Origin of the sequence: Pseudomonas sp. S30_BP2TU TE3576, from assembly GCF_050436025.1 — a bacterium.
In the GTDB taxonomy this organism is placed as follows: Bacteria; Pseudomonadota; Gammaproteobacteria; order Pseudomonadales; family Pseudomonadaceae; genus Aquipseudomonas.
On the sequence record NZ_JBNDLK010000001.1, the window covers coordinates 5,314,095 to 5,335,466 of the forward strand.

Genomic DNA, 21,372 nt, shown 5'->3' on the forward strand with positions numbered 1-21,372 from the left:
GTTGCTTACTGGCGTGACGTGGACTTTTCCCTCGAGGCCACAGTATCGCTGCCGCAGTTGATGTAGGAAGACGACTTCAACCAGCGCTGGTCCGGGTAGTAGGAAAACAACAACTGGCCGTCCTTCATCGAATCGATCAGCCGATGGGCAATCGCCGGTCTGACGGCCGGGCAACCCAGGCTGCGGCCGATCCGGCCATTGGCGCGGGCCAGCACCGGGCTCACGTAGGGCGCGCCGTGAATGACGATGGCCCGGTCATAGGCGTTGTCGTTGAAACCGGGCTCCAGGCCTTCCATGCGCAATGAGTATCCGTTCTGGCCGCGGTAGCTTTCCTGAGTGCGGAACAGGCCAAGGCTGGTGGCGTAGCTTTCATTCTGGTTGGAGAACAGCGTCGCCATGTTTTCGCCGCTGTTGCGGCCATGGGCGACCAGTTCGTGAAACAGCAACTTGCGCCGTTTAAGATCGAAGACCCACAGACGTTGTTCGGTCGAGGGCAGGGAGTAATCGATCACCGCCAGTCTTTGGGCTGGGGCGATGCCTTGGGCGCGGCTGCATTGGGTGGCACGAACGGCCAGGGCAATCACTTTGGCGTCGGCGCCTGGTGCTGCTTTGATCAGCGCGTTTTCAAGCGAATCGGCGTAGGCTGACGTTACTGAAAGGCACGTCAGTAAAATGGCAAATAAAAGGCCAAAGCGGTTTAGCGCCATAGTCGGGTCTCATCATGATAATTTCGAGTCTAGCAGCGCGCGGGAAGCTAGCCGCTTGAAACGGGAGATTAAGGATTATCCATGGTGCAATTAACAAGGTCATTCGTCATAAGCCGCATCTTTTTTATGGGCTTTCTGATCAGTGGTGCAGCGTTTGCGCAAACTTCGCCGATCGAGCCGGTATCTGCTGTGAACAGCACCATTGATGCCGCGGCGCCCGATGATGCGGTTGGCCAGGCGATTCAGGCGACGCTGGAGCCGCTGCGAACGGCATTTCCACCGTTACTCACGTCCAGGCGCCATCAGCGTGTGGATGTCAGCCGGGTGGTGCTGGATTTCTATATGCATCGCAACTATCGCGCCGCATGGACCGATGATCGTGATGTAGCCCAGTTACTCAAGAGCCTCGAAGACACCCGGATCGACGGCTTGAATCCGGCGGATTTTCGCATCACCGAACTGGCACAGGCCCATGAATCGCTGGTAGCGGCCGCGCCTTCCACGGCGCAACGGGCGATGTTCGACATGGCGGCGACCCGCACGTTCATCACCGCGCTGCTGCAACTGCGACGGGGTAAAGTCGATCCGGCGCGGCTGGACATTCACTGGAATTTCAATCCTGCCAGCGGTGATGCCCGCGAGGACATGAACAACCTGTTTGCCGCCCTCGATGCCCACGACGTGGCGCGTGCATTCGCCGAGGCGCCTCCTCAGGAAGAGATTTACCGCAATTTGCGTGAGGGCCTGGCCCGGTTGCGCCAGGTCCGTGATGCGGGCGGCTGGCCGAAAGTCACTGAAGGGCAATCGCTCAAGCCCGGCATGGATGGGGTGGCGGTCGCACAATTGCGTGCGCGTCTGGTGGCGGGCGGTTACCTGGACCCGCGCCTGTCGAAAAAAGCCGGTTACGACGACAAGGTCATTGCCGCGGTGAAGAAGTATCAGGCCGAGCAATACCTGGGGGCCGATGGCGTGGCGGGGGCGGCGACGCTGGCGGCGCTGAACGTGCCTGTCGAGGCGCGGATCGATCAGGTGCGGGTCAACATGGAGCGCGCCCGGTGGCTGTTGTACAAACTTCAGGGCACGTTCGTGATCGTCGATATCGCCGGATATAAGGTGGCGATGTACCGCGACGGTCTGCCGATCTGGCGTTCACGGGTGCAAGTCGGTAAACCGGTGCGCAGTACGCCGGTGTTCCAGGCCGAAATCACCTACATCACGTTCAACCCCACCTGGACCGTGCCGCCGACCATCCTCAAACAGGACGTGATTCCAAAAATCCAGAACGATCCTGGCTATCTGGAGGCCAACCGGATTCGCGTGATTGATCGCGAAGGCAATGTGCTCGATCCGTCGAGCGTTGACTGGAGCAATCCGCGAGGCATCCACCTGCGTCAGGATGCCGGCCCCGACAGTTCGCTGGGGCAGGTGGTGATCCGCTTTCCCAACGACTATGCGATTTACCTGCATGACACGCCGCACCGCGAGTTGTTTGCCAAAACGGTTCGGGCCACCAGTTCAGGCTGCATCCGCGTAGAAAACCCGTTGCAACTGGTCGAGCTGTTGTTCAACGACCCGGTGCGCTGGAATAGCGCCGGCATTCAGAAGCAGTTGGCCAATGGCAAGACCGAGAACATCCTGTTGCCGGTGAAAGTGCCAGTGCTGTTGGCCTATTGGACCGTGGACCTGAGCAAAGACGGGCGGGTGACGTTCAAGCCCGACATTTATGATTACGATGCCAGGGTGCTGCAAGGCTTGAGTCAGCCTGTGAAGATGCCGGCTCTGGACTTGCGACGTGCAGAGATACCGCGGGTGGTGACGGGGCAGAACCAACTGTAACGAATAACACCGGGCATTGTGGGAGCGGGCTTGCTCGCGAAAGCGGTGTGTCAGCGCGCCCTGGGGCGATTGACACGACGCCTTCGCGAGCAAGCCCGCTCCCACAGGAATTGCGTTGGGTGCCCTTTTTACAGCGCCAACCCTTGTTGCACCACTGTCAGCAGATCGGTTTCCGTCAGCGCCACCGCGTCCAGTTGCGCTGTGGCCTGCTCGATCGTTTGTAGCCACCAGTGTGTTTCACCATGTTCGTCCACGGTGCGCAACAGGGCGAACTCGTTGCCCGGGGAGTGAATCGCTACGCGCCCCTCGCCATCTGCTGTGAAGCGCGCAACAGGATCAAAGGTGAGGCTGCGTTCATTGCCGGCGATCACCAACTGGTCAATGGCGTAATTGAAAGAATCACCATTGGGGTGACTCTCGATCACGTGGGTGGGGTTGCGCCGCAGGACCAGGCCGGCTTCGGTCAAGGGCTGCAGCCAGGCCTCTATGCGTTGATACAGTTCGTAGACCTGGCCCGGCCAGCTATCGATCGCCTGATCCGTGCCGGTATGCCGTGTTTGTTTCAGTTTTGCCGCGAGTTCGTCTGCCTTGCTCATGTCGATTCCCTGTATTGAGGTCAGACTAATCGTAGCTCGTTGACGCGGATGCCGCGGTTGTCCTGGGTCATGTTTGCAGCACCGGCAGGGTGCAGATGTTGTGCCCGGGCAGGACTACCGGGCGGGTGTAAGACCGCTGGGCAAGTGGCCACCCATTTGTCCTGGATAACCCCGTAAACTACGGCCCACAAAAATTGAGGGTTTTGGGTCGCTCCCCATGCCTTGCCCCGACAGGATGAACTTTTGCCCACACGCTTGAACGACCCGGACCATGCCCCAGGCGTCGCATTGAAACGCATACCGCTGCGCAAGGCTGCGGTACTGTTCATTGCCACGGTGTGTCTGTGCCTGTGCGGTTTGCTCTACCTGCAACTGGAACAGTCCCGTCGCCATGATCTGAGCCTGGCGCAAGTGGCGTCTTCGAACCTGACGCGGGCCATGGCGCAGCAAGCCGAAGACACCTTCATGAAGGCCGACCTGGTGCTGACCAGTCTGGTGGACTGGATTCAGGTCGACGGTTTCGGCCCGGATCAACGACCACGCTTGCAGGAGACCTTCGCCCGGCGGGTGCTGGCGCTGGATCAATTGCACGGCATCCTGCTGTTCGACCAGAAGGGCCAGTGGGTGGTGACCTCGTTTGAAAACCTGCCCCGGGGTGCCGGGGTGGCGGATCGTGAGTACTTCAAGTTTCACCAGCAGAACGTATCGTCGGTGGCGCATATCGGCGCGGCCATCCGCAGCCGGGAAAACGGCGAGTGGATCATCCCGATTTCCAAACGGGTCAACGACAAGAACGGCCATTTCCAGGGCGTGTTGCTGGCCGGCATCAAGATGTCGTACTTCGACCAGTTCTTCAAAAGCTTCAGCCTCGACGACAACGGCACGATGTTTCTCGGCCTGACCGATGGCACGTTGTTGGCGCGTCGACCTTTTGTAGAGGCGCAGATCGGCGCGTCGCTGGCCCAGGGCGAGATTTTCCAGAAGTCCCTGCCGCTGGCCACCTCCGGCAATGTGATGTTCACGTCGATCATCGATGGTGTGACGCGCATGTACGGTTACCGCCAGCTGGAGGCGTATCCGCTGGTGGTCGCTGCGGCGTCGTCCACGGAGTCCATTCTCGCGGGCTGGTACGACACGGCGTTTCGCTCCAGCCTCATCGTTGCCCTGGTGTTGCTGGGCGTAGGGTTGTTCGGTTGGGTGTTCATTCATCAAGTGCGTGTTGGCGAGCGGGTCGAGGCGGATTTGCGCAGGGCCCAGGAAGCGCTGGAGCTGATTGCCACCCACGACAGCCTGACCGGGCTGGCCAACCGCCGGTTGTTCGAGCGGGCGCTGGAAATCGAGTTCGGGCGCGGCGCCCGGCAGGCGAGCCCCTTGAGCCTGATCATGCTCGATATCGATTACTTCAAGCGCTACAACGACACCTACGGCCACGTGATGGGGGACCATTGCCTGGCCGAAGTAGCCCGTGCGCTGAAGAGTTGCTGCCACCGCAAGGCCGATCTGGCGGTGCGTTACGGCGGTGAAGAGTTTGCGGTGCTGCTGCCGGACACCGACATCCACGGCGCCATGACGATTGCCGAGCAGATCCGCCGTAGCGTCATCGACAAGCACATCAATCACACCGGCTCGCCCAACGGTTACGTGACGGTCAGTCTGGGTTGCTACTCGTTTGTGCCATCGGGACGTGACAGCATGGACGTGTTCGTTGAGCGGGCGGATGCGGCGCTGTATCAGGCCAAGCATTCGGGGCGAAACCGCGTGGCAACGTTGTCGATGGCTGGTGGTGTCGAAGCCTTGATGCGTTCCGATCGTTGAAGTGCTTTTCCTGCCGGTGGTCCATCTCTCGGCCCCGGCTGAATTGATCGTCTAGAGTTCCGTTAGCTCTGCCGAACCAGGCAGGCTTCCCTTCGCACGGACGATCGCCAACATGTTGATACCTCCAGCGTTGACAGCCGTTGCTCTGACCGTTGCAACCATTGTCGTTTTGCCGCTGACCAGCCAGGCACAATCGAAAATCACTGCCGAAGAAGCTCACGCGATCGGTGTGGATGCCGATCTGTATTTTTACCCACTGCCGAGCATGAACCTCACTCGCAAGCAATTCACCAGCAGCGAGCCGGGCAAGGAATTCGGCAAAGACCCGATGAACATGTTTGTGAGTGTGCCGCAGTACCCGCCCGCCGATTTCAATGAGGCAGTGCGCTCCAATTCCGACACGTTGTATTCGATTGCCTGGCTTGATTTGACCAACGAGCCGCTGGTGATCACCGCGCCGGATACAAAAGGGCGTTTCTACCTGTTACCGATGCTCGATATGTGGACTGACGTGTTCGCTTCGCCGGGCTGGCTCACCACGGACACCGAGGCCGGACAATTGCTGGTGACGCCGCCGGGGTGGACCGGCGCGGTGCCCGCCGGGATGGGGCACCTGCCGGCGTCAACCCCCTTTGTCTGGGTCATCGGCCAAACCAGGACTGACGGCGCGGCGGATTACGCGGCGGTGCACAAGATCCAGGCCGGTTACACGGTGACGCCACTGTCCCGGTCGGGCAAGGAACCTGAAGCCGTCACCGTGAGCGTCGACGCGGCAGTGGACAGGCAAATGCCGCCGAAGGTTCAGGTCGATTCCATGTCGGCTGTCACGGGCGTCTACGGCAACTACCACCTCAAGCGCGCCATCGTTACGCAGGTGGGGCACGGTACCAACCTGCCCAATGAGGCGATTTATCCATTGAACATCGGCGACAGCAACGGCAAGCCACTCGGCAGGACGCACTGATACGTGCTGCATTTCGGCAAGGGCAATGCCGATAGTTCGCTGTGCCTCTACCCCAGGCGACAATAAGCAGCCACTGACAGCCCGTCATCGGCTGCTTTTGCCAGTCCAGCTCCCCGTTCCGCCGCCAGCGCCCCCGGTTCCACCTCCGGGGGCGCCGGTCCCGCCACCCGCGCCACTGCCCGGACCATTGACGCCGGTGCTGCCGATTGACGAACTGGGGCCACGACCGCGGCCGTTGTCGCTCGAGGGGGCGCTGGGCCTGTTGTTGTCTGGCAGTACGGTTGAGTTGCGGCTTGCGCCCGATGTCGTACCCGTTGCGTCAGCGCCATTGCCGGACGCCGCAAGCGTGGCCAGGGGCATTGTCGACAACAATCCTGTCAGCAGCAGCGAAGTCATTCTGATGTTCATCATGGTCGTCTCCCGGGATGAGTCGTTACCTGATGTGGGTGTGAAGGGGCGCGCGGTGGGTGCCGGACGATTGAACAGTGGCACGGATTTGACCGTGACCGGCACTGGGCCGCAGAGGATCACCGATCCATGGTCAAGTGAGAACCCTGTGGGAGCAACTGTTTTCACCATGCCACTCGTCACCGCCACTCGGTGCCATCGCACAACATGGCATTCAGCTTGATCAGTAGGGCCTGCACAGGGCGATTGGCGAAATCAATTGTCGGCCGTACCGGTTCATCCCTTATACATAACGCCCATCGGCGGAGTGATCCGCAGCGAACGTGCAAAAGGATTGAACGATGAGCGAGCCACGCCTGACTGACCGTGCTTTGTACCTGCAACGCCTGGGCTTCGATGCACCTCCGGCGCCGACCCTGGAAACCCTGCGCCAACTGCAATTGCGCCACACTGGCGTTTTTCCGTTTGAAAACCTCACCACGTTATCCGGCGAACCGGTGTTGATCGATTTGCCGTCCATCGAGCAGAAAGTCTTGCACAGTGGTCGTGGCGGTTACTGCTACGAACTCAACAACCTGTTTCTGGCCCTGCTTCAAGAGTTGGGTTTCGACGCCCGTGCCATCAGCGGCCGGGTGGTAATGGGCCAGCCGGAGGGCGCCTGGACTGCCCGGACCCATCGCCTGAGCCTGGTCATCATCGATGACGTGCGCTACATCACCGACGTCGGCTTCGGCGGCATGGTGCCGACCGCGCCACTGTTGCTCGATTCCCGCGCCGAACAACTCACCCCGCACGAGTTGTATCGCATCGACCTGCACGTCGACGGTTTTACCCTGCGCGCCAACGTTGCGAGCGAGTGGCGAGCGATGTACATCTTCGACCTGCAACGCCAGGAAGATATCGATTTCGCTGTGGGTAACTGGTACGTCTCGACTCACCCCGAGTCGCCTTTCGCCATGCAATTGATGGTGGCGCGCACCGGGGAGGGGTGGCGTCGTACGCTCAACAATGGCAGCTTCGCGATTCACCGGATTGGCCACGACAGCGAGCGGCGGCAGGTGTCTGATGTTCAGGAGTTGATTGGCTTGCTGGACAGCGAGTTCGGCATTCACGTACCGGAACATGCGCAATTGGCGCGGACTCTGGAGCGATTGATCGCAGCACCGCAATAACTGGCGGATCGAAAACATCACAAAGGGCTGGTCTGATTGATCAGCCCTTTGTGTTTCAGGGCCGAACACCCGGCTCCATCACCCGTTGGATTTCGCGCAAGGCCTCCGCCAGTTTTTGCTCCAGGCCCTTGAGTTCGGCAGGGGTGAGTGTTGGTTTCAGTTGTGTGCTCTTGCCTTCGTTGAGCAGGGCCCGGCGCAACGTATTGTTGATCGCTGTCTGGTAGCCGTACCCCTCGCTTTCTGCCAGTGCCCGAGCGGCTTCGATGACGGCGTCATCGAGCATGATGGTGATGCGGGTCTTGCCTTTGGCGGGTGCCACGGCCCCGCGCCTGGCGTTACTGAAATCGTATTCGTCTTTCATCGGTCATGCCTCCAGATACTGACGGTGTTCGCTTTTGGTTGCGATGCGCGCGGAAATGATTCGAACGAAATTCGGATCGCAGAGTGTGTACGCGACGACCAGCAAACGGCCTTTGCCATCCAGCCCCAAGGTGACCCAGCGTTGTTCATCATGGTGGTTGTCCTCGATGGTCAGCGCTCGTTCGTCATGAAACGCCGGTTCGGTCTCGGCGAGGCTGATGCCCTGGTGCTTGAGTTTGTTGGCTGCGTTCTTTGCCTTGTGAAACTGAATTTCGAATGGCTTCATTATGCATACTTTATATGTATAAAAAAGAGGCGAGCCTTACCGATGGTCGCCAGGAATTCAAAAGACTAGTCAGCGCGAGAGGTTGGACAGGGAGGGATGTATTTCAAGGTTTTTGGCGGGGCCAGAAGGGTGAGTGGCAGGCGGGAATGGACAGGTATCCATTTTGTGACTGACAAGTTGTATACAACTCTATAGACATTTGTCCTGAGTCTTGCATACAGTGTGCGCATAACAAAAACCAGGGAACCCCCTAACATGAAAACGCCCCATGTTTCACACCAACGGCCCGAGGACGAAAACCTAGGGATCGGCGCGAATATGGCTTATGGCCTGCAACATGTTCTGACCATGTATGGCGGTATCGTCGCGGTACCATTGATCATCGGCCAGGCTGCCGGGCTTTCGCCGGCGGACATCGGTTTGTTGATTGCTGCTTCATTGTTTGCGGGGGGGCTGGCAACGCTGCTGCAAACCCTGGGTTTACCGTTTTTTGGTTGTCAATTGCCGCTGGTGCAGGGCGTGTCCTTCTCCGGCGTCGCGACCATGGTGGCGATTGTCAGCAGTGGTGGGGAGGGCGGGTTTCAGTCGGTGCTGGGCGCGGTAATAGCCGCGTCCCTGATCGGTTTGCTGATAACCCCGGTGTTCTCGCGTATCACCAGGTTCTTCCCGCCGCTGGTGACTGGCATCGTGATTACCACCATCGGCCTGACGCTGATGCCGGTAGCCGCACGTTGGGCCATGGGCGGCAACAGCCATGCGCCGGACTTCGGCAGCATGGCGAACATCGGCCTGGCGGCGGTGACGCTGGTACTGGTTTTACTGCTGAGTAAAATCGGCAGTGCGACCATCTCCCGCCTGTCGATTCTGCTGGCCATGGTCATCGGTACGATCATTGCGGTGTTCCTCGGCATGGCGGATTTTTCGTCCGTCACCCAAGGCCCGATGTTCGGCTTCCCGACGCCGTTCCACTTCGGCATGCCGACCTTCCACTTCGCGGCGATCCTGTCGATGTGCATCGTGGTGATGGTGACGCTGGTGGAAACTTCGGCGGACATTCTTGCCGTCGGTGAGATCATCGGCACCAAGGTTGATTCCAGGCGCCTGGGCAACGGTCTGCGTGCCGACATGTTGTCGAGCATGTTCGCGCCGATCTTCGGCTCCTTCACCCAAAGCGCCTTCGCCCAGAACGTCGGGCTGGTGGCGGTCACCGGCATCAAGAGCCGCTACGTGGTGGCCACCGGCGGTCTGTTCCTGGTGATCCTCGGCCTGCTGCCATTCATGGGCCGGGTCATCGCCGCCGTGCCGACCTCGGTTCTCGGCGGGGCCGGTATCGTGCTGTTCGGCACCGTCGCGGCCAGTGGCATTCGTACCTTGTCCAAGGTCGACTACCGCAACAACGTCAATCTGATAATCGTCGCTACCTCGATTGGCTTCGGCATGATCCCGATCGCTGCGCCGAGCTTCTACGACCACTTCCCAAGCTGGTTCGCGACTATTTTCCATTCGGGCATCAGTTCTTCCGCGATCATGGCTATCGTGCTGAACCTGACGTTCAACCATCTCACTGCCGGTAACTCCGATCAGCAATCGGTCTTTGCGGCTGGTACCGAGCGGGTACTGCGTTATCAGGATCTGGCGGCGTTGCGCGAAGGGGACTACTTCAGCGACGGCAAACTGCATGATTGCGACGGCAAAGAGATTCCGGTGCTGGAATCGGAACATGGCGTGGCAGAACCACGGGCGGCACACTTGAAAAGCAGTGAGCATGTCTGACGTTCACGACGACTGAAAAAAGGGCCGATCTGTTGAATAGACAGATCGGCCCTTTTCTTTTCAAGGGGCGGCTTTTCAATCGTGTCTGTATTTTAAGGACAGGTGTGTGACGTTCTAAGGTACTTACAGTACCGTTGAGACAACGCGAGCATCTGAGTCGTCTCGCTGCCAACCGCCGCCCAATGCTTTGAACGTGGCCACTGCAGCGCGAGCCGATTCAGTTTGTGCCTGGGCTCTGCCATCAGATGCCGCTAAAAGGTGTTCATCGGCATCCAGTACTTCGATCAGGCTGACCACGCCTTTTTCATAGGCGACAAACGACGTCGCTCGGGCTTTCGCATACGCCGACTCGCCCTGGGCGAGTTGTGTCGACTGTTGCTCGCGGTTGATGAGCGCCGAAAAAGCGCTTTCGACATCTTCGCAGGCCCGCAGAACGGACTGGCGGTAAGCGGCTAAGGCTTCGGCTTCTTGGCCTTTCGCCAAATCAATTTGAGCGTTGATGCGACCAAAATCGAACAGCCTCCAGCGTAATCCCAGTGCCGCCGAAGCCTGACTGGCGCCGTTGCTGAACAGGTTTGCGCTGGATACCGAGGTAGCACTGCCGAGCAGCGCCCCTACAGACAGTTTGGGGTAGTACTCGGACATGGCTTCGCCAATGCGTGCGTTGGATGCCGCAAGCCGGCGCTCAGCGACGATCAAGTCTGGGCGCCGACGCAGCAGGTCGGCCGGAGCGCCCATGTCCGAGAGGCCTGGCACATCAGGGATGGGCGCCGGTTTAGTCAACTGCGCGCTATAAGTGCCCGGCGCTTTGCCCAACATGACATCCAGCGCATTCATTGACGCGTCAAGGCCGGCTTGCAGTACCGGAACGTTAGCCTGCGCTTGATTCAGCGCGCCTTGGGTCTGGTTCAACTGCAGTTCAGCTGCCAGTCCTTTTGCATAGAGGTGTTCGATGGTGGTGAGCAGTTGTTGTCGCGTGTCTACTTGATGCCGGGCAATTTCCAGGCGTGCTTGAAGGCCACGGATGCTGATGTAAAGATCGGCTGTCTGCGCGACCACTGCCAGGCGTGTGGCAATCGCTCCGGCTTGCGAGGCCTGATAATCGGCCAAGGCGGCTTCTTTACCTCGGCGCAGCCCGCCAAACACATCCAGCTCCCAGCTGGCATTCAAATTCGCCTCATAGGCACTGCCGTAGCGATTATGGGAAGGGTCTGAATTGAGCACTTGGCCCAACGGAGTCTCCAATGACTGACGGGCTCGGGCCGCTTGAGCGTTGACGGTAGCCGACGGCAGGAGGGCTGCGTTAGCTGCACCCAAACCGGCACGAGCCTGCTCGATCCTTGCGCTTGCCTGGGCTAAATCGAGGTTCTGTTCAAGTGCTCGATTTATCAGCTGACTGAGTATTGGGTCATTAAATGCGTTCCACCAAGCGGCGAGATCGGCATTTGCGGCGCCCACTTGTCGTGCCTTGGACGTTTGCGCCGAGAAATGCTCGGGCAATTCCACACTGGGTTTTGAGTAGTCGGGGCCCACTGCGCAACCTGCAACCATACCCAAACACAGTAAGGCGGCGAAACGAGGAGAAGGGTGCATGCGATACCTGCGAAAGGGTCGGTTTGTGACGATATTACAATTTGGTCACAAGTTGTCAACCACCTTTGGGATGAGTAAGCTGCTCGCATGAATCAGCCATCAGTTTCTTCGCCCAGCGCCCGTGGCCCAGCCGATCACGACATTCGAGACCAGATTGTTGCGGCGGCCAACGAACATTTCAGTCAGTACGGTTATGGCAAAACAACGGTTTCTGACCTAGCCAAGGCCATTGGTTTTTCCAAGGCTTACATCTACAAATTCTTTGAATCCAAGCAGGCGATTGGTGAAGCAATCTGTACAAACTGCCTGACTGAAATCGTTGCAGCAGTGGAGCAAGCCATCAATGTAGACGGCATCTCGCCGACTGAACGTTTTCGGCGCCTGGTCAAAACCTTAATCGCTACAGGTGTGAGCCTGTTCTTTAACGACCGTAAACTCTACGACATCGCAGCGTTCGCCGCGTCGGAGCGGTGGCCCAGCTCACAAGTCTATGACGCTCGGATCAAGAGCTTCGTGTTGCAAATCGTGCGTGAGGGGCGAGAGCTCGGCGAGTTTGAACGCAAGACACCGCTGGATGAGACGGTAGAGGCGATTCATCTCGCTCTGCGGCCCTTCATCAATCCTCTGCTATTGCAGTACAACCTCGATTTTGTTGAAGAAGCCCCTTCTCTCATCTCCAATCTTGTTCTGCGCAGCCTGATGCCTTAAACCGTCCGCTGACGGATGCGCTGTGCATCCGTATCAGCGTGTGCGCCTGAAAAAACCAGATATCGAGCCTCTTTGCTTTGCTTTGCTCTGATCAAGTGGGTAATGTTCATTCGTCTCGGTGGTGACTATTGACAGAAATAGTCACTTGAATAAGCATGGTGCATCCGCTACCGAGAGGTCTTTATGATCCAGCGCCACCGCATGTCACCCATTTTCATTGTCTTGTTGCCGTTTGCCCTGGCGGCCTGCAACGAGGTCACGCCTGCCGATCCTCGCCTTCAAGTGCCCTTGGTGCGCATCGGCGTGGTTCAGCCCTCCACACCTGCGGCACGGGTATTCACCGGTATCGTCGCGGCTCGAGTTCAGAGCGATCTTGGTTTTCGGGTACCTGGGAAGGTCTTGGAGCGTTTGGTGGATGCGGGACAGAGTGTCAAGCGCGGGCAGCCCCTCATGCGCATCGATGCCAACGACCTGACGCTGACCGCGCGGGCACAGCAGGAAGCGGTACTGGCCGCCATGGCCCGAGCTCGGCAGGCCTCCGATGACGAGCTTCGCTACCGTGATCTGGTGTCCGTCGGAGCGGTATCTGCTTCAGCTTACGCAGGGATCAAAGCCGCCGCCGACTCGGCGAAAGCCCAACTCAACGCTGCCCAGGCCGAGGCTGATGTGGCGAAAAACGCGACCGGTTATTCGACGTTGCTGGCGGATGCAGACGGGGTGGTAGTGGATACCTTGGCGGAGCCGGGGCAGGTCGTTGGCGCAGGGCAGGTGGTGGTACGCGTTGCCCATTCAGGGCAGCGCGAGGCCGTGATCCAGTTACCCGAGACGTTACGTCCTGCGCTGGGCTCGGCGGCGACGGTTGAGCTATACGGCCAGCACCAGACAGCAGGTAAAGCGCGTTTACGCCAGTTGTCCGACTCTGCCGACCGACAGACCCGAACGTTTGAAGCGCGTTATGTGCTGGAGGGGGCGCTCTCCAACGCCACCCTGGGTTCGACGATCTCAGTGGTTATCGCTGACACGGATGTTGCTGATGCCAAGGAATTACAGGTGCCCATGGGGGCCCTCTACGACACCGGTAACGGCCCGGGGGTCTGGGTGGTGGGCGGGGAGCCTGAGCAGGTCGCATGGCGCCCGATCAAGGTTCGCGGCCTGAATAATGAGGCCAGCGTGCGCGTGACGGGTGATCTGCAGGTGGGTGATCGTGTTGTCGCATTGGGTGCTCACTTGCTGAGCGAGGGAGAGAAGGTCAGGACTGAACTCGCCGATGCTCCGCAAAATTCAGTGGTTGAGGTCAGTCGATGAGCGGCTTCAATCTTTCGGCGCTGGCTGTACGCGAGCGCTCAATCACCCTGTTTTTGATCTTGCTGATTGCTGTGGGTGGGTTGTACGCCTTCTTCAAACTGGGGCGTGCGGAAGACCCCGCATTCACCATTAAACAAATGACGGTGGTCACCGCGTGGCCAGGGGCGACGGCCCAGGAGATGCAAGACCAGGTGGTAGAAAAGCTGGAAAAACGCATGCAGGAACTGCGTTGGTACGATCGGACCGAGACCTTTACCCGGCCCGGCTTGGCATTCACAACGGTGTACCTGCTCGACAGCACGCCGCCCTCAGCCGTCCAGGAAGAGTTTTACCAGGCGCGCAAGAAAATTCTGGATGAGCAGAAGGGGTTGCCGCCTGGGGTGATCGGCCCGATGGTCAATGACGAGTATTCCGATGTCACCTTCGCGCTCTATGCGCTCAAGGCCAAGGGCGAGCCGCAACGTCTGTTGGTGCGCGAAGCCGAGAGCTTGCGCCAGCGTCTGCTGCATGTGGCGGGTGTGAAGAAGGTCAACATCATCGGTGAACAGGCCGAGCGCATTTTTGTCGAGCTGTCCTACGAGCGTTTGGCGACACTGGGCATTTCCGCACGCGACATCTTCAGTGCGTTGAACGCGCAAAACATGATAACCCCGGCAGGTTCGGTAGAAGCGAAGGGTCCACAGGTTTTCATCCGCCTGGATGGCGCGTTTGATGACCTGCAGAAGATTCGTAATACCCCACTGACGGTGCAGGGCAGAACCCTCAAGTTGTCCGATGTGGCTGAGGTCAAGCGCGGTTATGAGGACCCCGCGACGTTCCTGGTACGCAACAACGGCGAGCCGGCACTGTTGCTCGGCGTGGTCATGCGCGACGGCTGGAACGGCCTGGATTTGGGGAAGTCGCTGGACGCTGAGGCCACAGCGATCAACGAGCAGATGCCTTTGGGCATGAGCCTGACCAAGGTCACGGATCAGGCGGTGAATATTGGCGCCTCCGTCAACGAGTTCATGGTGAAATTCTTTGCTGCCTTGGGCGTGGTGCTGCTGGTGTGTTTTCTCAGCATGGGCTGGCGTGTCGGCGTTGTGGTTGCCGCGGCGGTGCCGCTGACCCTGGCGGCCGTGTTCATTGTCATGGCGGCCACGGGCAAGGACTTCGATCGAATTACCCTGGGCTCGTTGATTCTGGCGCTGGGGCTGCTGGTGGACGATGCAATCATTGCCATTGAAATGATGGTGGTGAAGATGGAGGAGGGCTACGACCGAATCAAGGCCTCCGCTTATGCCTGGAGCCACACGGCCGCGCCGATGTTGTCGGGAACGTTGGTGACGGCGATCGGCTTTATGCCCAACGGTTTTGCCAAGTCGACCGCTGGTGAGTACACCGCGAACATGTTCTGGATCGTTGGCATTGCGCTGATCACTTCCTGGGTGGTGGCCGTGGTGTTTACACCTTACCTGGGCGTCAAACTGCTACCGCAGATCAAGGTGCCTGAAGGCGGGCATATGGCGATTTACGGTACGCCGAACTACCAGCGTTTCAGGCGTCTGCTGGGCAGTGTGATCCGCCGCAAAGGCCTGGTGGCGACATCCGTCGCGGGCTTGTTTGTTGTTGCGATTCTGGGCATGGGCGTGGTCAACAAGCAGTTCTTCCCAACGTCCGACCGACCTGAGGTGCTGGTTGAGGTGCAGATGCCTTACGGCACCTCTATCGAACAGACTGATGTGGCGGCGGCCAAGGTCGAGGCGTGGTTGGCTCAGCAGCCGGAGGCCAAGATCGTCACCGCTTACATTGGCCAGGGCGCGCCGCGCTTCTACTTGGCGATGGCCCCTGAACTACCCGATCCATCCTTCGCAAAAATCGTCGTCCTGACCGCGAATCAGCAAGAGCGCGAGGCGCTCAAGCTCCGCCTCAGACAAGCCGCGGCCGATGGCTTGGCGCCTGAAGCTCGGGTGCGGGTGACGCAGTTGGTATTTGGTCCTTATTCACCGTATCCGGTGGCCTTCCGGGTGATGGGCGCCGACCCCGCGATGTTACGAGATATCGCCGCGCAGGTGCGTGCGGTCATGAGCGTCAGCCCCCTGATGAGGACCGTCAACACCGACTTGGGCGAGCGCACACCGGCGCTTCATCTCACGCTGGATCAGGATCGCCTGCAAGCATTCGGCTTGACCTCGACCGATGTCGCACAACAGCTGCAATTCCTGCTCACGGGGGTGCCTGTCACCGAGGTGCGTGAAGACATTCGTGCGGTTCAGGTGGTGGCTCGCTCCGCTGGGGAGACGCGTCTGGATCCATCGAAAATTGCCGCCTTCACGCTGACCGGCGCCCAAGGCCAGCGGGTGTCGCTGTCCCAGGTAGGGGCGGTGGATGTGCGCATGGAGGAGCCCATCCTGCGGCGTCGTGATCGGACGCCGACCATCACCGTGCGCGGTGACGTGGCTGAAGGTCTTCAGCCTCCCGATGTCTCCAGCGCCTTGATAACGCAGTTGCAGCCCATCATCGAAAAACTGCCGACGGGCTACCGGATTGAGATTGCCGGCGCGATCGAGGAGTCGGGTAAGGCGAACAAGGCATTGCTGCCGTTGTTCCCGATCATGATCGCGCTGATGTTGCTGACCATCATCATTCAGGTGCGCTCGATGTCGGCAATGATGATGGTGTTCGCCACCGCGCCTTTGGGCCTGATTGGTGTGGTGCCAATTCTGCTGCTGTTCCAGCAGCCGTTCGGGATCAACGCCTTGGTGGGATTGATTGCCTTGTCAGGGATTCTGATGCGCAACGCGCTGATCCTCATTGGCCAGATTCACTCCAATGAGCAAGCCGGCCTGTCGCCTTACAACGCCGTGGTCGAAGCCACCGTGCAGCGCGCGAGGCCCGTGATTCTCACGGCGTTGGCGGCGATGTTGGCGTTCATTCCGCTGACCCATTCGGTGTTCTGGGGAACGCTGGCCTACACCCTGATTGGCGGTACGTTTGCCGGCACCGTGCTGACCCTGGTGTTCCTGCCAGCGATGTACGCCCTCTGGTTCAAGATCAAGCCTGAGCCCCAGCCCCGGCATGAGCTTGCAGCGAACACTCATGTTGCTTGATATCTGCGTACCCGGGTCACCGGTGGGCGGGTGGAGGCTGCATTGGCTGACGAAACCAGTGCCGCGAGATTCTGAGTTGGGTGAAGGCAGGGATGCGATGACCGGGGCAAACGCTACCCTTAAAATGGCTGGCATCCACCGGAATCCGACGGAACGCCAAAACGAAAAAACCCGCCAGAAGGCGGGTTTTTCGGGGTTCTCAGAGATTTTTGAAGCCTTCTCTGGAACGTTGTATGGCTCCACGACCTGGACTCGAACCAGGGACCCAGTGATTAACAGTCACTTGCTCTACCAACTGAGCTATCGCGGAATGGCGCGTATCTTACTGATTCAAAAAGAGAAGTCAAGCATCGAATAACAATTGGAGCGAATTATCGGGGCGGGCGGTGGTTTAGCGGCGATTGGCGGTTACCAGGATCAGCCCAGAGGTCTACCATGGCCGCCCGGAAGTGGTGACACGCGCTGCCGGCCATTCGCCGAAAAGGTACGCGCCATGAATCATTCGACCCTCACACCTCGACACCACGGGGTGCGCCCATGAGCATCTCTCAGATCAGCCTGCCCAAGGGCGTCGGTCCCCATGCCGAAAAGTTGTTCGACGCCATCACTCAGGCCGGCACCGCTGAAGCATTGAACCGCGCGGGTGGCAAGGCCGAAGGTTTCGTCCTGGGGCTGGAAAGCACCAAGGCGATCAAGAGTCAGATCGCCGAATCGCTGTATGTCGCCTACGACGACGCTGCCAGCCAGCGTGCGACCGAACTGGCTTAACCGCCGAAGGTAATCGTGGCAACCATCAGTTTGGCGTAGAGCGCTGTGGCACCCAATTGCACCAGCCACAGGGCCAGGCCACCGAGGAATACACCGGCAGCGACTTGCATTACCAGGTTGTTGCCGCGTTTTGTCGGGGCGCGGGGGATGAAGTGATCCAGGTCGTCCAGGTCATCGCGGTCGGCGCGCAGGTCATCGTTTTTCATGTGGGTTCTCATCGGAATTACAGAGTGTACGCATAACCTGTGGGAGCGGGCTTGCTCGCGAAAGCGGTGGACCAGTTTATACAAGTACTGAATGTGCCGCCGTCTTCGCGAGCAAGCCCGCTCCCACATTTGTATTTGTGTGCAGTTTAGAGGGCTCAGTCGGCCCATCGGGAAATATCTGAGACAAATAAAAACGGGAAGCCCGAAGGCTTCCCGTTTTCATTTCAAGGTGTTATCAGATGACTTGGACAATCGCGTCCGTCACCACCTTGATGTTGCTCTGGTTCAGCGCGGCCACGCAGATGCGGCCAGTGTCCAGGGCATAGATGCCGAACTCGTTACGCAGACGGTGAACCTGCTCAACGCTCAGACCGGAGTACGAGAACATGCCGCACTGACGACCGACGAAGCTGAAATCGCGCTGAGGCGCTTTTTGAGCCAGCAGGTCGACCATCTGGGTCCGCATGCCACGAATGCGCAAGCGCATTTCGGCCAGTTCGGCTTCCCACTGGGCGCGCAGTTCCGGGCTGTTCAGCACTGCAGCGACAACGCTGGCACCGTGGGTCGGCGGGTTGGAGTAGTTGGTGCGGATCACGCGTTTGACTTGCGACAGCACGCGCGCGCTTTCTTCTTTCGATTCGCTGACGATCGACAGGGCACCCACGCGCTCGCCGTACAGCGAGAACGACTTGGAGAACGAGCTGGAAGCGAAGAAAGTCAGGCCCGACTCAGCGAACATGCGCACGGCAGCGGCGTCTTCATCGATGCCATCGCCGAAACCTTGATACGCCATGTCGAGGAATGGCACGTGGCCTTTGGCTTTAACGACTTCCAGGACGTTTTTCCAGTCCGCCGGGCTCAGGTCCACGCCGGTCGGGTTGTGGCAGCAGGCGTGCAGCACAATGATCGAACCGTTCGGCAGCGCGTTCAGGTCTTCCAGCATGCCGGTACGGTTCACGTCGTGGGTCGCGGCGTCGTAGTAACGGTAGTTCTGCACCGGGAAACCGGCGGTTTCGAACAGGGCACGGTGGTTTTCCCAGCTCGGGTCGCTGATCGCCACAACGGCGTTCGGCAGCAGTTGCTTGAGGAAGTCGGCACCGATTTTCAGTGCGCCAGTACCGCCAACGGCCTGGGTGGTGATTACACGGCCGGCAGCGATCAGCGGCGAATCATTGCCGAACAGCAGTTTTTGCACAGCCTGGTCGTAGGCGGCAATGCCGTCGATTGGCAGGTAGCCACGGGAAACGTGTTGAGCGGCGCGAATGGTTTCGGCTTCGACAACGGCGCGCAGGAGTGGAATTCGCCCCTCCTCGTTGCAGTAAACACCGACCCCCAGGTTGACTTTGTTGGTCCGGGTATCGGCGTTGAATGCTTCGTTGAGGCCCAGGATTGGATCGCGTGGTGCCATTTCGACAGCGGAGAACAGGCTCATTATTGCGGCGGCTCTGAATGGAGAGTGGAGGGACGTGTCGCGCTCCAGCCGAATGCACTAGAGCGGTGCACAAACGGGGAGCTAGTATAGAGGCCATCGGCGATTGCTGGCGACAGGCGAATCAGTATTTCGGGCAAGTTTTTCCGATTATTTCTCGACCGGTAGTCGAATGGCGTCGGCAAAGGTTTTGCGCGATGTAGGACGTTTACCTTGAAAGCGCTGGCAATCGGCTCCACATTGAGCACAATCCAGTTTTTTCCTCGGGCGACACCGGTCGTTTGCGGTCTTTCTCGTTCGTGTCGGTTTTACCGGCAAGAGTGATCCAGAGGTATTTCATGTCTGAATTCCAGCTAGTCACCCGTTTCGAGCCCGCCGGCGATCAGCCGGAAGCCATCCGCCTGATGGTCGAAGGTATCGAGGCCGGGCTGGCGCACCAGACGCTGCTTGGTGTGACCGGCTCGGGCAAGACGTTCAGCATCGCCAACGTGATCGCCCAAGTGCAGCGCCCGACGCTGGTGCTGGCACCGAACAAGACCCTGGCGGCGCAGTTGTACGGCGAGTTCAAGGCGTTTTTCCCGAACAACGCGGTGGAATATTTCGTTTCCTACTACGACTACTACCAGCCTGAAGCCTACGTGCCGTCCTCGGACACCTTCATCGAGAAAGACGCCTCGATCAACGATCACATCGAACAAATGCGATTGTCCGCGACCAAGGCGTTGCTCGAGCGCAAGGACGCGATCATCGTCACCACGGTGTCGTGCATCTACGGTCTGGGCAGCCCGGAAACCTATCTGAAGATGGTGTTGCACGTGGATCGCGGCGACCGGCTCGATCAGCGTGAATTGCTGCGACGCCTGGCCGACCTGCAATACACCCGCAACGACATGGATTTTGCCCGGGCGACCTTCCGCGTGCGTGGCGATGTGATCGATGTCCACCCGGCGGAATCCGATTTTGAAGCGATCCGCATCGAGCTTTTCGACGATGAAGTGGAAAGCCTGTCGGCGTTCGATCCGCTGACCGGCGAAGTCATTCGCAAACTGCCGCGCTTCACCTTCTACCCGAAAAGCCACTACGTGACGCCGCGGGAAACCCTGATGGGCGCGGTCGAAGGCATCAAGGTCGAGTTGCAGGAGCGCCTGGAGTACCTGCGCTCCAACAACAAACTGGTGGAAGCCCAGCGTCTTGAGCAGCGCACCCGTTTCGATCTGGAAATGATCCTCGAACTGGGTTACTGCAACGGCATCGAAAACTACTCACGCTATCTGTCCGGTCGCGAAGCCGGCGCGCCGCCGCCGACGCTTTACGACTATCTGCCGCCGGATGCCTTGCTGGTGATTGACGAATCCCACGTCAGCGTTCCTCAGGTTGGCGCCATGTACAAAGGCGACCGTTCGCGTAAAGAGACGCTGGTCGAGTATGGCTTCCGCCTGCCATCGGCCCTGGACAACCGGCCGATGCGTTTCGACGAGTGGGAAAGCATCAGCCCGCAGACGATTTTCGTTTCGGCGACGCCGGGCAACTATGAAGCCGAGCACGCGGGGCGCGTCATTGACATGGTGGTGCGCCCGACCGGGCTGGTGGACCCGCAAATCGAGATCCGCCCGGCACTGACCCAGGTCGACGACTTGCTGTCGGAAATCACCAAGCGTGTCGCTCTGGAAGAGCGAGTGCTGGTCACCACGTTGACCAAGCGCATGGCCGAGGATTTGACCGATTACCTGGCCGACCACGGCGTACGCGTACGATATCTGCACTCGGACATCGACACCGTGGAGCGGGTCGAAATCATCCGCGATCTGCGCCTCGGTACTTTCGATGTGCTGGTGGGGATCAACCTGTTGCGTGAAGGTCTGGACATGCCGGAAGTTTCGCTGGTAGCGATCCTCGATGCCGACAAAGAAGGCTTCCTGCGTTCCGAGCGTTCGCTGATCCAGACCATCGGCCGCGCGGCACGTAACCTCAATGGCCGGGCGATTCTGTACGCCGACCGCATCACAGGCTCCATGGAGCGCGCGATCGGCGAAACCGAGCGTCGTCGTGACAAGCAAATCGCGTTCAACCTGGCCAATGGCATCACGCCCAAAGGCGTGTTCAAGGACGTTGCCGACATCATGGAAGGCGCCACGGTGCCCGGTTCGCGCAGCAAGAAACGCAAAGGTATGGCCAAGGCGGCCGAAGAGAACGCCAGATACGAAGCCGAATTGCGCACGCCGGGTGAAATCGCCAAGCGTATCAAGGCCCTGGAAGAGAAGATGTATGCGTTGGCGCGTGATCTGGAGTTTGAAGCAGCGGCGCAGATGCGCGATGAGATTGGCAAATTGCGCGAGCGGTTGATCACTGTTTGAGAT

At 59.3% G+C, this 21,372-nt stretch carries 17 protein-coding genes, 1 tRNA gene and 1 pseudogene; 10 read left to right on the forward strand and 9 right to left on the reverse strand.

The genetic code is table 11. From position 1 onward, the window contains the following. Positions 1–5: 5 nt before the first annotated feature. Complete coding sequence (locus ABIA48_RS24195; protein WP_429491896.1) at positions 6–707, reverse strand: murein L,D-transpeptidase catalytic domain family protein; 702 nt, start codon at positions 705–707, stop codon at positions 6–8. A gap of 81 nt (positions 708–788) precedes the next feature. Between ABIA48_RS24195 and ABIA48_RS24200 the strand changes: the two genes are divergently transcribed. Continuing rightward, a complete protein-coding gene (locus tag ABIA48_RS24200) occupies positions 789–2,543 on the forward strand; it encodes a L,D-transpeptidase family protein (RefSeq protein ID WP_429491897.1) in 1,755 nt (584 codons plus the stop codon). 128 nt (positions 2,544–2,671) lie between these two features. Here ABIA48_RS24200 and ABIA48_RS24205 read toward each other — a convergent pair whose 3' ends face one another. Continuing rightward, on the reverse strand, positions 2,672–3,139 hold the full coding sequence (locus ABIA48_RS24205; RefSeq protein WP_429491899.1) for a hypothetical protein: 468 nt from the start codon (positions 3,137–3,139) through the stop codon (positions 2,672–2,674). 243 nt (positions 3,140–3,382) lie between these two features. Here ABIA48_RS24205 and ABIA48_RS24210 point away from each other — a divergent pair, with 243 nt between their 5' ends. Together ABIA48_RS24210 and ABIA48_RS24215 are read left to right on the forward strand one after the other, a co-directional pair. Then, positions 3,383–4,954 (forward strand): sensor domain-containing diguanylate cyclase, encoded by a 1,572-nt coding sequence (locus tag ABIA48_RS24210; RefSeq protein ID WP_429491901.1) that lies wholly within the window; start codon positions 3,383–3,385, stop codon positions 4,952–4,954. 112 nt (positions 4,955–5,066) lie between these two features. Further along, a pseudogene (locus ABIA48_RS24215) lies at positions 5,067–5,915 on the forward strand (DUF1254 domain-containing protein); the annotation flags it as partial. A gap of 87 nt (positions 5,916–6,002) precedes the next feature. Here ABIA48_RS24215 and ABIA48_RS24220 read toward each other — a convergent pair. Next, positions 6,003–6,329, reverse strand: a complete 327-nt coding sequence (locus ABIA48_RS24220; protein ID WP_429491903.1) for a hypothetical protein — start codon at positions 6,327–6,329, stop codon at positions 6,003–6,005. A 338-nt stretch (positions 6,330–6,667) separates the two neighbouring features. Between ABIA48_RS24220 and ABIA48_RS24225 the strand changes: the two genes are divergently transcribed. Next, complete coding sequence (locus ABIA48_RS24225; protein WP_429491905.1) at positions 6,668–7,498, forward strand: arylamine N-acetyltransferase family protein; 831 nt, start codon at positions 6,668–6,670, stop codon at positions 7,496–7,498. 55 nt (positions 7,499–7,553) lie between these two features. On the opposite strand, the gene ABIA48_RS24230 is transcribed toward ABIA48_RS24225, so the two are convergent. Continuing rightward, positions 7,554–7,859: a BrnA antitoxin family protein gene (locus ABIA48_RS24230; RefSeq protein ID WP_429491907.1), complete on the reverse strand. Its 306-nt coding sequence runs from the start codon at positions 7,857–7,859 to the stop codon at positions 7,554–7,556. Between the two features lie 3 nt (positions 7,860–7,862). Next, entirely contained in the window at positions 7,863–8,144 is a 282-nt protein-coding gene (locus ABIA48_RS24235) for a BrnT family toxin (protein ID WP_429491909.1), read from the reverse strand. 255 nt (positions 8,145–8,399) lie between these two features. Here ABIA48_RS24235 and ABIA48_RS24240 point away from each other — a divergent pair, with 255 nt between their 5' ends. Next, complete coding sequence (locus tag ABIA48_RS24240; RefSeq protein WP_429491911.1) at positions 8,400–9,917, forward strand: nucleobase:cation symporter-2 family protein; 1,518 nt, start codon at positions 8,400–8,402, stop codon at positions 9,915–9,917. A 123-nt stretch (positions 9,918–10,040) separates the two neighbouring features. Here the strand turns inward: ABIA48_RS24240 and ABIA48_RS24245 are convergent, their stop codons facing one another. After that, a complete protein-coding gene (locus ABIA48_RS24245) occupies positions 10,041–11,510 on the reverse strand; it encodes an efflux transporter outer membrane subunit (protein ID WP_429491913.1) in 1,470 nt (489 codons plus the stop codon). Between the two features lie 87 nt (positions 11,511–11,597). On the opposite strand from ABIA48_RS24245, the gene ABIA48_RS24250 reads away from it, so the two are divergent. The 3 genes from ABIA48_RS24250 (at position 11,598) to ABIA48_RS24260 (ending at position 16,612) form a co-directional block, all read left to right on the forward strand. Continuing rightward, a complete protein-coding gene (locus ABIA48_RS24250) occupies positions 11,598–12,218 on the forward strand; it encodes a TetR/AcrR family transcriptional regulator (protein WP_429491915.1) in 621 nt (206 codons plus the stop codon). A 183-nt stretch (positions 12,219–12,401) separates the two neighbouring features. Beyond that, positions 12,402–13,523, forward strand: coding sequence for an efflux RND transporter periplasmic adaptor subunit (locus ABIA48_RS24255; protein ID WP_429491917.1), 1,122 nt, complete (start codon positions 12,402–12,404; stop codon positions 13,521–13,523). Then, entirely contained in the window at positions 13,520–16,612 is a 3,093-nt protein-coding gene (locus ABIA48_RS24260; protein WP_429491919.1) for an efflux RND transporter permease subunit, read from the forward strand. Before ABIA48_RS24255 ends, ABIA48_RS24260 begins: the two co-directional genes overlap by 4 nt. Before the next feature lie 234 nt (positions 16,613–16,846). On the opposite strand, the gene ABIA48_RS24265 is transcribed toward ABIA48_RS24260, so the two are convergent. Further along, positions 16,847–16,922, reverse strand: a tRNA-Asn gene (locus tag ABIA48_RS24265). Between the two features lie 227 nt (positions 16,923–17,149). Between ABIA48_RS24265 and ABIA48_RS24270 the strand changes: the two genes are divergently transcribed. Then, positions 17,150–17,380 (forward strand): hypothetical protein, encoded by a 231-nt coding sequence (locus ABIA48_RS24270; RefSeq protein WP_429491921.1) that lies wholly within the window; start codon positions 17,150–17,152, stop codon positions 17,378–17,380. On the opposite strand, the gene ABIA48_RS24275 is transcribed toward ABIA48_RS24270, so the two are convergent. Both ABIA48_RS24275 and ABIA48_RS24280 read right to left on the reverse strand, forming a co-directional pair. Continuing rightward, the gene (locus ABIA48_RS24275; protein WP_057396152.1) at positions 17,377–17,586 is read right to left on the reverse strand and encodes a hypothetical protein; all 210 of its coding nucleotides are present in this window, start codon (positions 17,584–17,586) and stop codon (positions 17,377–17,379) included. The two genes, ABIA48_RS24270 and ABIA48_RS24275, sit on opposite strands and share 4 nt — an antisense overlap. Positions 17,587–17,821: 235 nt before the next feature. Beyond that, complete coding sequence (locus tag ABIA48_RS24280) at positions 17,822–19,018, reverse strand: amino acid aminotransferase (RefSeq protein ID WP_429491923.1); 1,197 nt, start codon at positions 19,016–19,018, stop codon at positions 17,822–17,824. Between the two features lie 335 nt (positions 19,019–19,353). Between ABIA48_RS24280 and uvrB the strand changes: the two genes are divergently transcribed. Continuing rightward, positions 19,354–21,369 carry an excinuclease ABC subunit UvrB gene (gene uvrB, locus ABIA48_RS24285; protein ID WP_429491925.1) on the forward strand — a complete coding sequence of 672 codons (2,016 nt, stop codon included), beginning with the start codon at positions 19,354–19,356 and terminating at the stop codon, positions 21,367–21,369. The last annotated feature ends 3 nt before the right edge of the window (positions 21,370–21,372 follow it).

Bases quoted from the DNA above. Each gene is read 5' to 3' on its own strand.
- ABIA48_RS24230 (WP_429491907.1), bottom strand. From the start codon at position 7,859: ATGAAAGACGAATACGATTTCAGTAACGCCAGGCGCGGGGCCGTGGCA.
- ABIA48_RS24225 (WP_429491905.1), top strand. From the start codon at position 6,668: ATGAGCGAGCCACGCCTGACTGACCGTGCTTTGTACCTGCAACGCCTG.
- ABIA48_RS24200 (WP_429491897.1), top strand. From the start codon at position 789: ATGGTGCAATTAACAAGGTCATTCGTCATAAGCCGCATCTTTTTTATG.
- ABIA48_RS24250 (WP_429491915.1), top strand. From the start codon at position 11,598: ATGAATCAGCCATCAGTTTCTTCGCCCAGCGCCCGTGGCCCAGCCGAT.
- ABIA48_RS24280 (WP_429491923.1), bottom strand. From the start codon at position 19,018: ATGAGCCTGTTCTCCGCTGTCGAAATGGCACCACGCGATCCAATCCTG.
- ABIA48_RS24270 (WP_429491921.1), top strand. From the start codon at position 17,150: ATGAGCATCTCTCAGATCAGCCTGCCCAAGGGCGTCGGTCCCCATGCC.
- ABIA48_RS24245 (WP_429491913.1), bottom strand. From the start codon at position 11,510: ATGCACCCTTCTCCTCGTTTCGCCGCCTTACTGTGTTTGGGTATGGTT.
- ABIA48_RS24255 (WP_429491917.1), top strand. From the start codon at position 12,402: ATGATCCAGCGCCACCGCATGTCACCCATTTTCATTGTCTTGTTGCCG.
- ABIA48_RS24235 (WP_429491909.1), bottom strand. From the start codon at position 8,144: ATGAAGCCATTCGAAATTCAGTTTCACAAGGCAAAGAACGCAGCCAAC.
- ABIA48_RS24205 (WP_429491899.1), bottom strand. From the start codon at position 3,139: ATGAGCAAGGCAGACGAACTCGCGGCAAAACTGAAACAAACACGGCAT.
- ABIA48_RS24275 (WP_057396152.1), bottom strand. From the start codon at position 17,586: ATGAAAAACGATGACCTGCGCGCCGACCGCGATGACCTGGACGACCTG.
- ABIA48_RS24195 (WP_429491896.1), bottom strand. From the start codon at position 707: ATGGCGCTAAACCGCTTTGGCCTTTTATTTGCCATTTTACTGACGTGC.
- ABIA48_RS24220 (WP_429491903.1), bottom strand. From the start codon at position 6,329: ATGATGAACATCAGAATGACTTCGCTGCTGCTGACAGGATTGTTGTCG.
- uvrB (WP_429491925.1), top strand. From the start codon at position 19,354: ATGTCTGAATTCCAGCTAGTCACCCGTTTCGAGCCCGCCGGCGATCAG.
- ABIA48_RS24260 (WP_429491919.1), top strand. From the start codon at position 13,520: ATGAGCGGCTTCAATCTTTCGGCGCTGGCTGTACGCGAGCGCTCAATC.
- ABIA48_RS24240 (WP_429491911.1), top strand. From the start codon at position 8,400: ATGAAAACGCCCCATGTTTCACACCAACGGCCCGAGGACGAAAACCTA.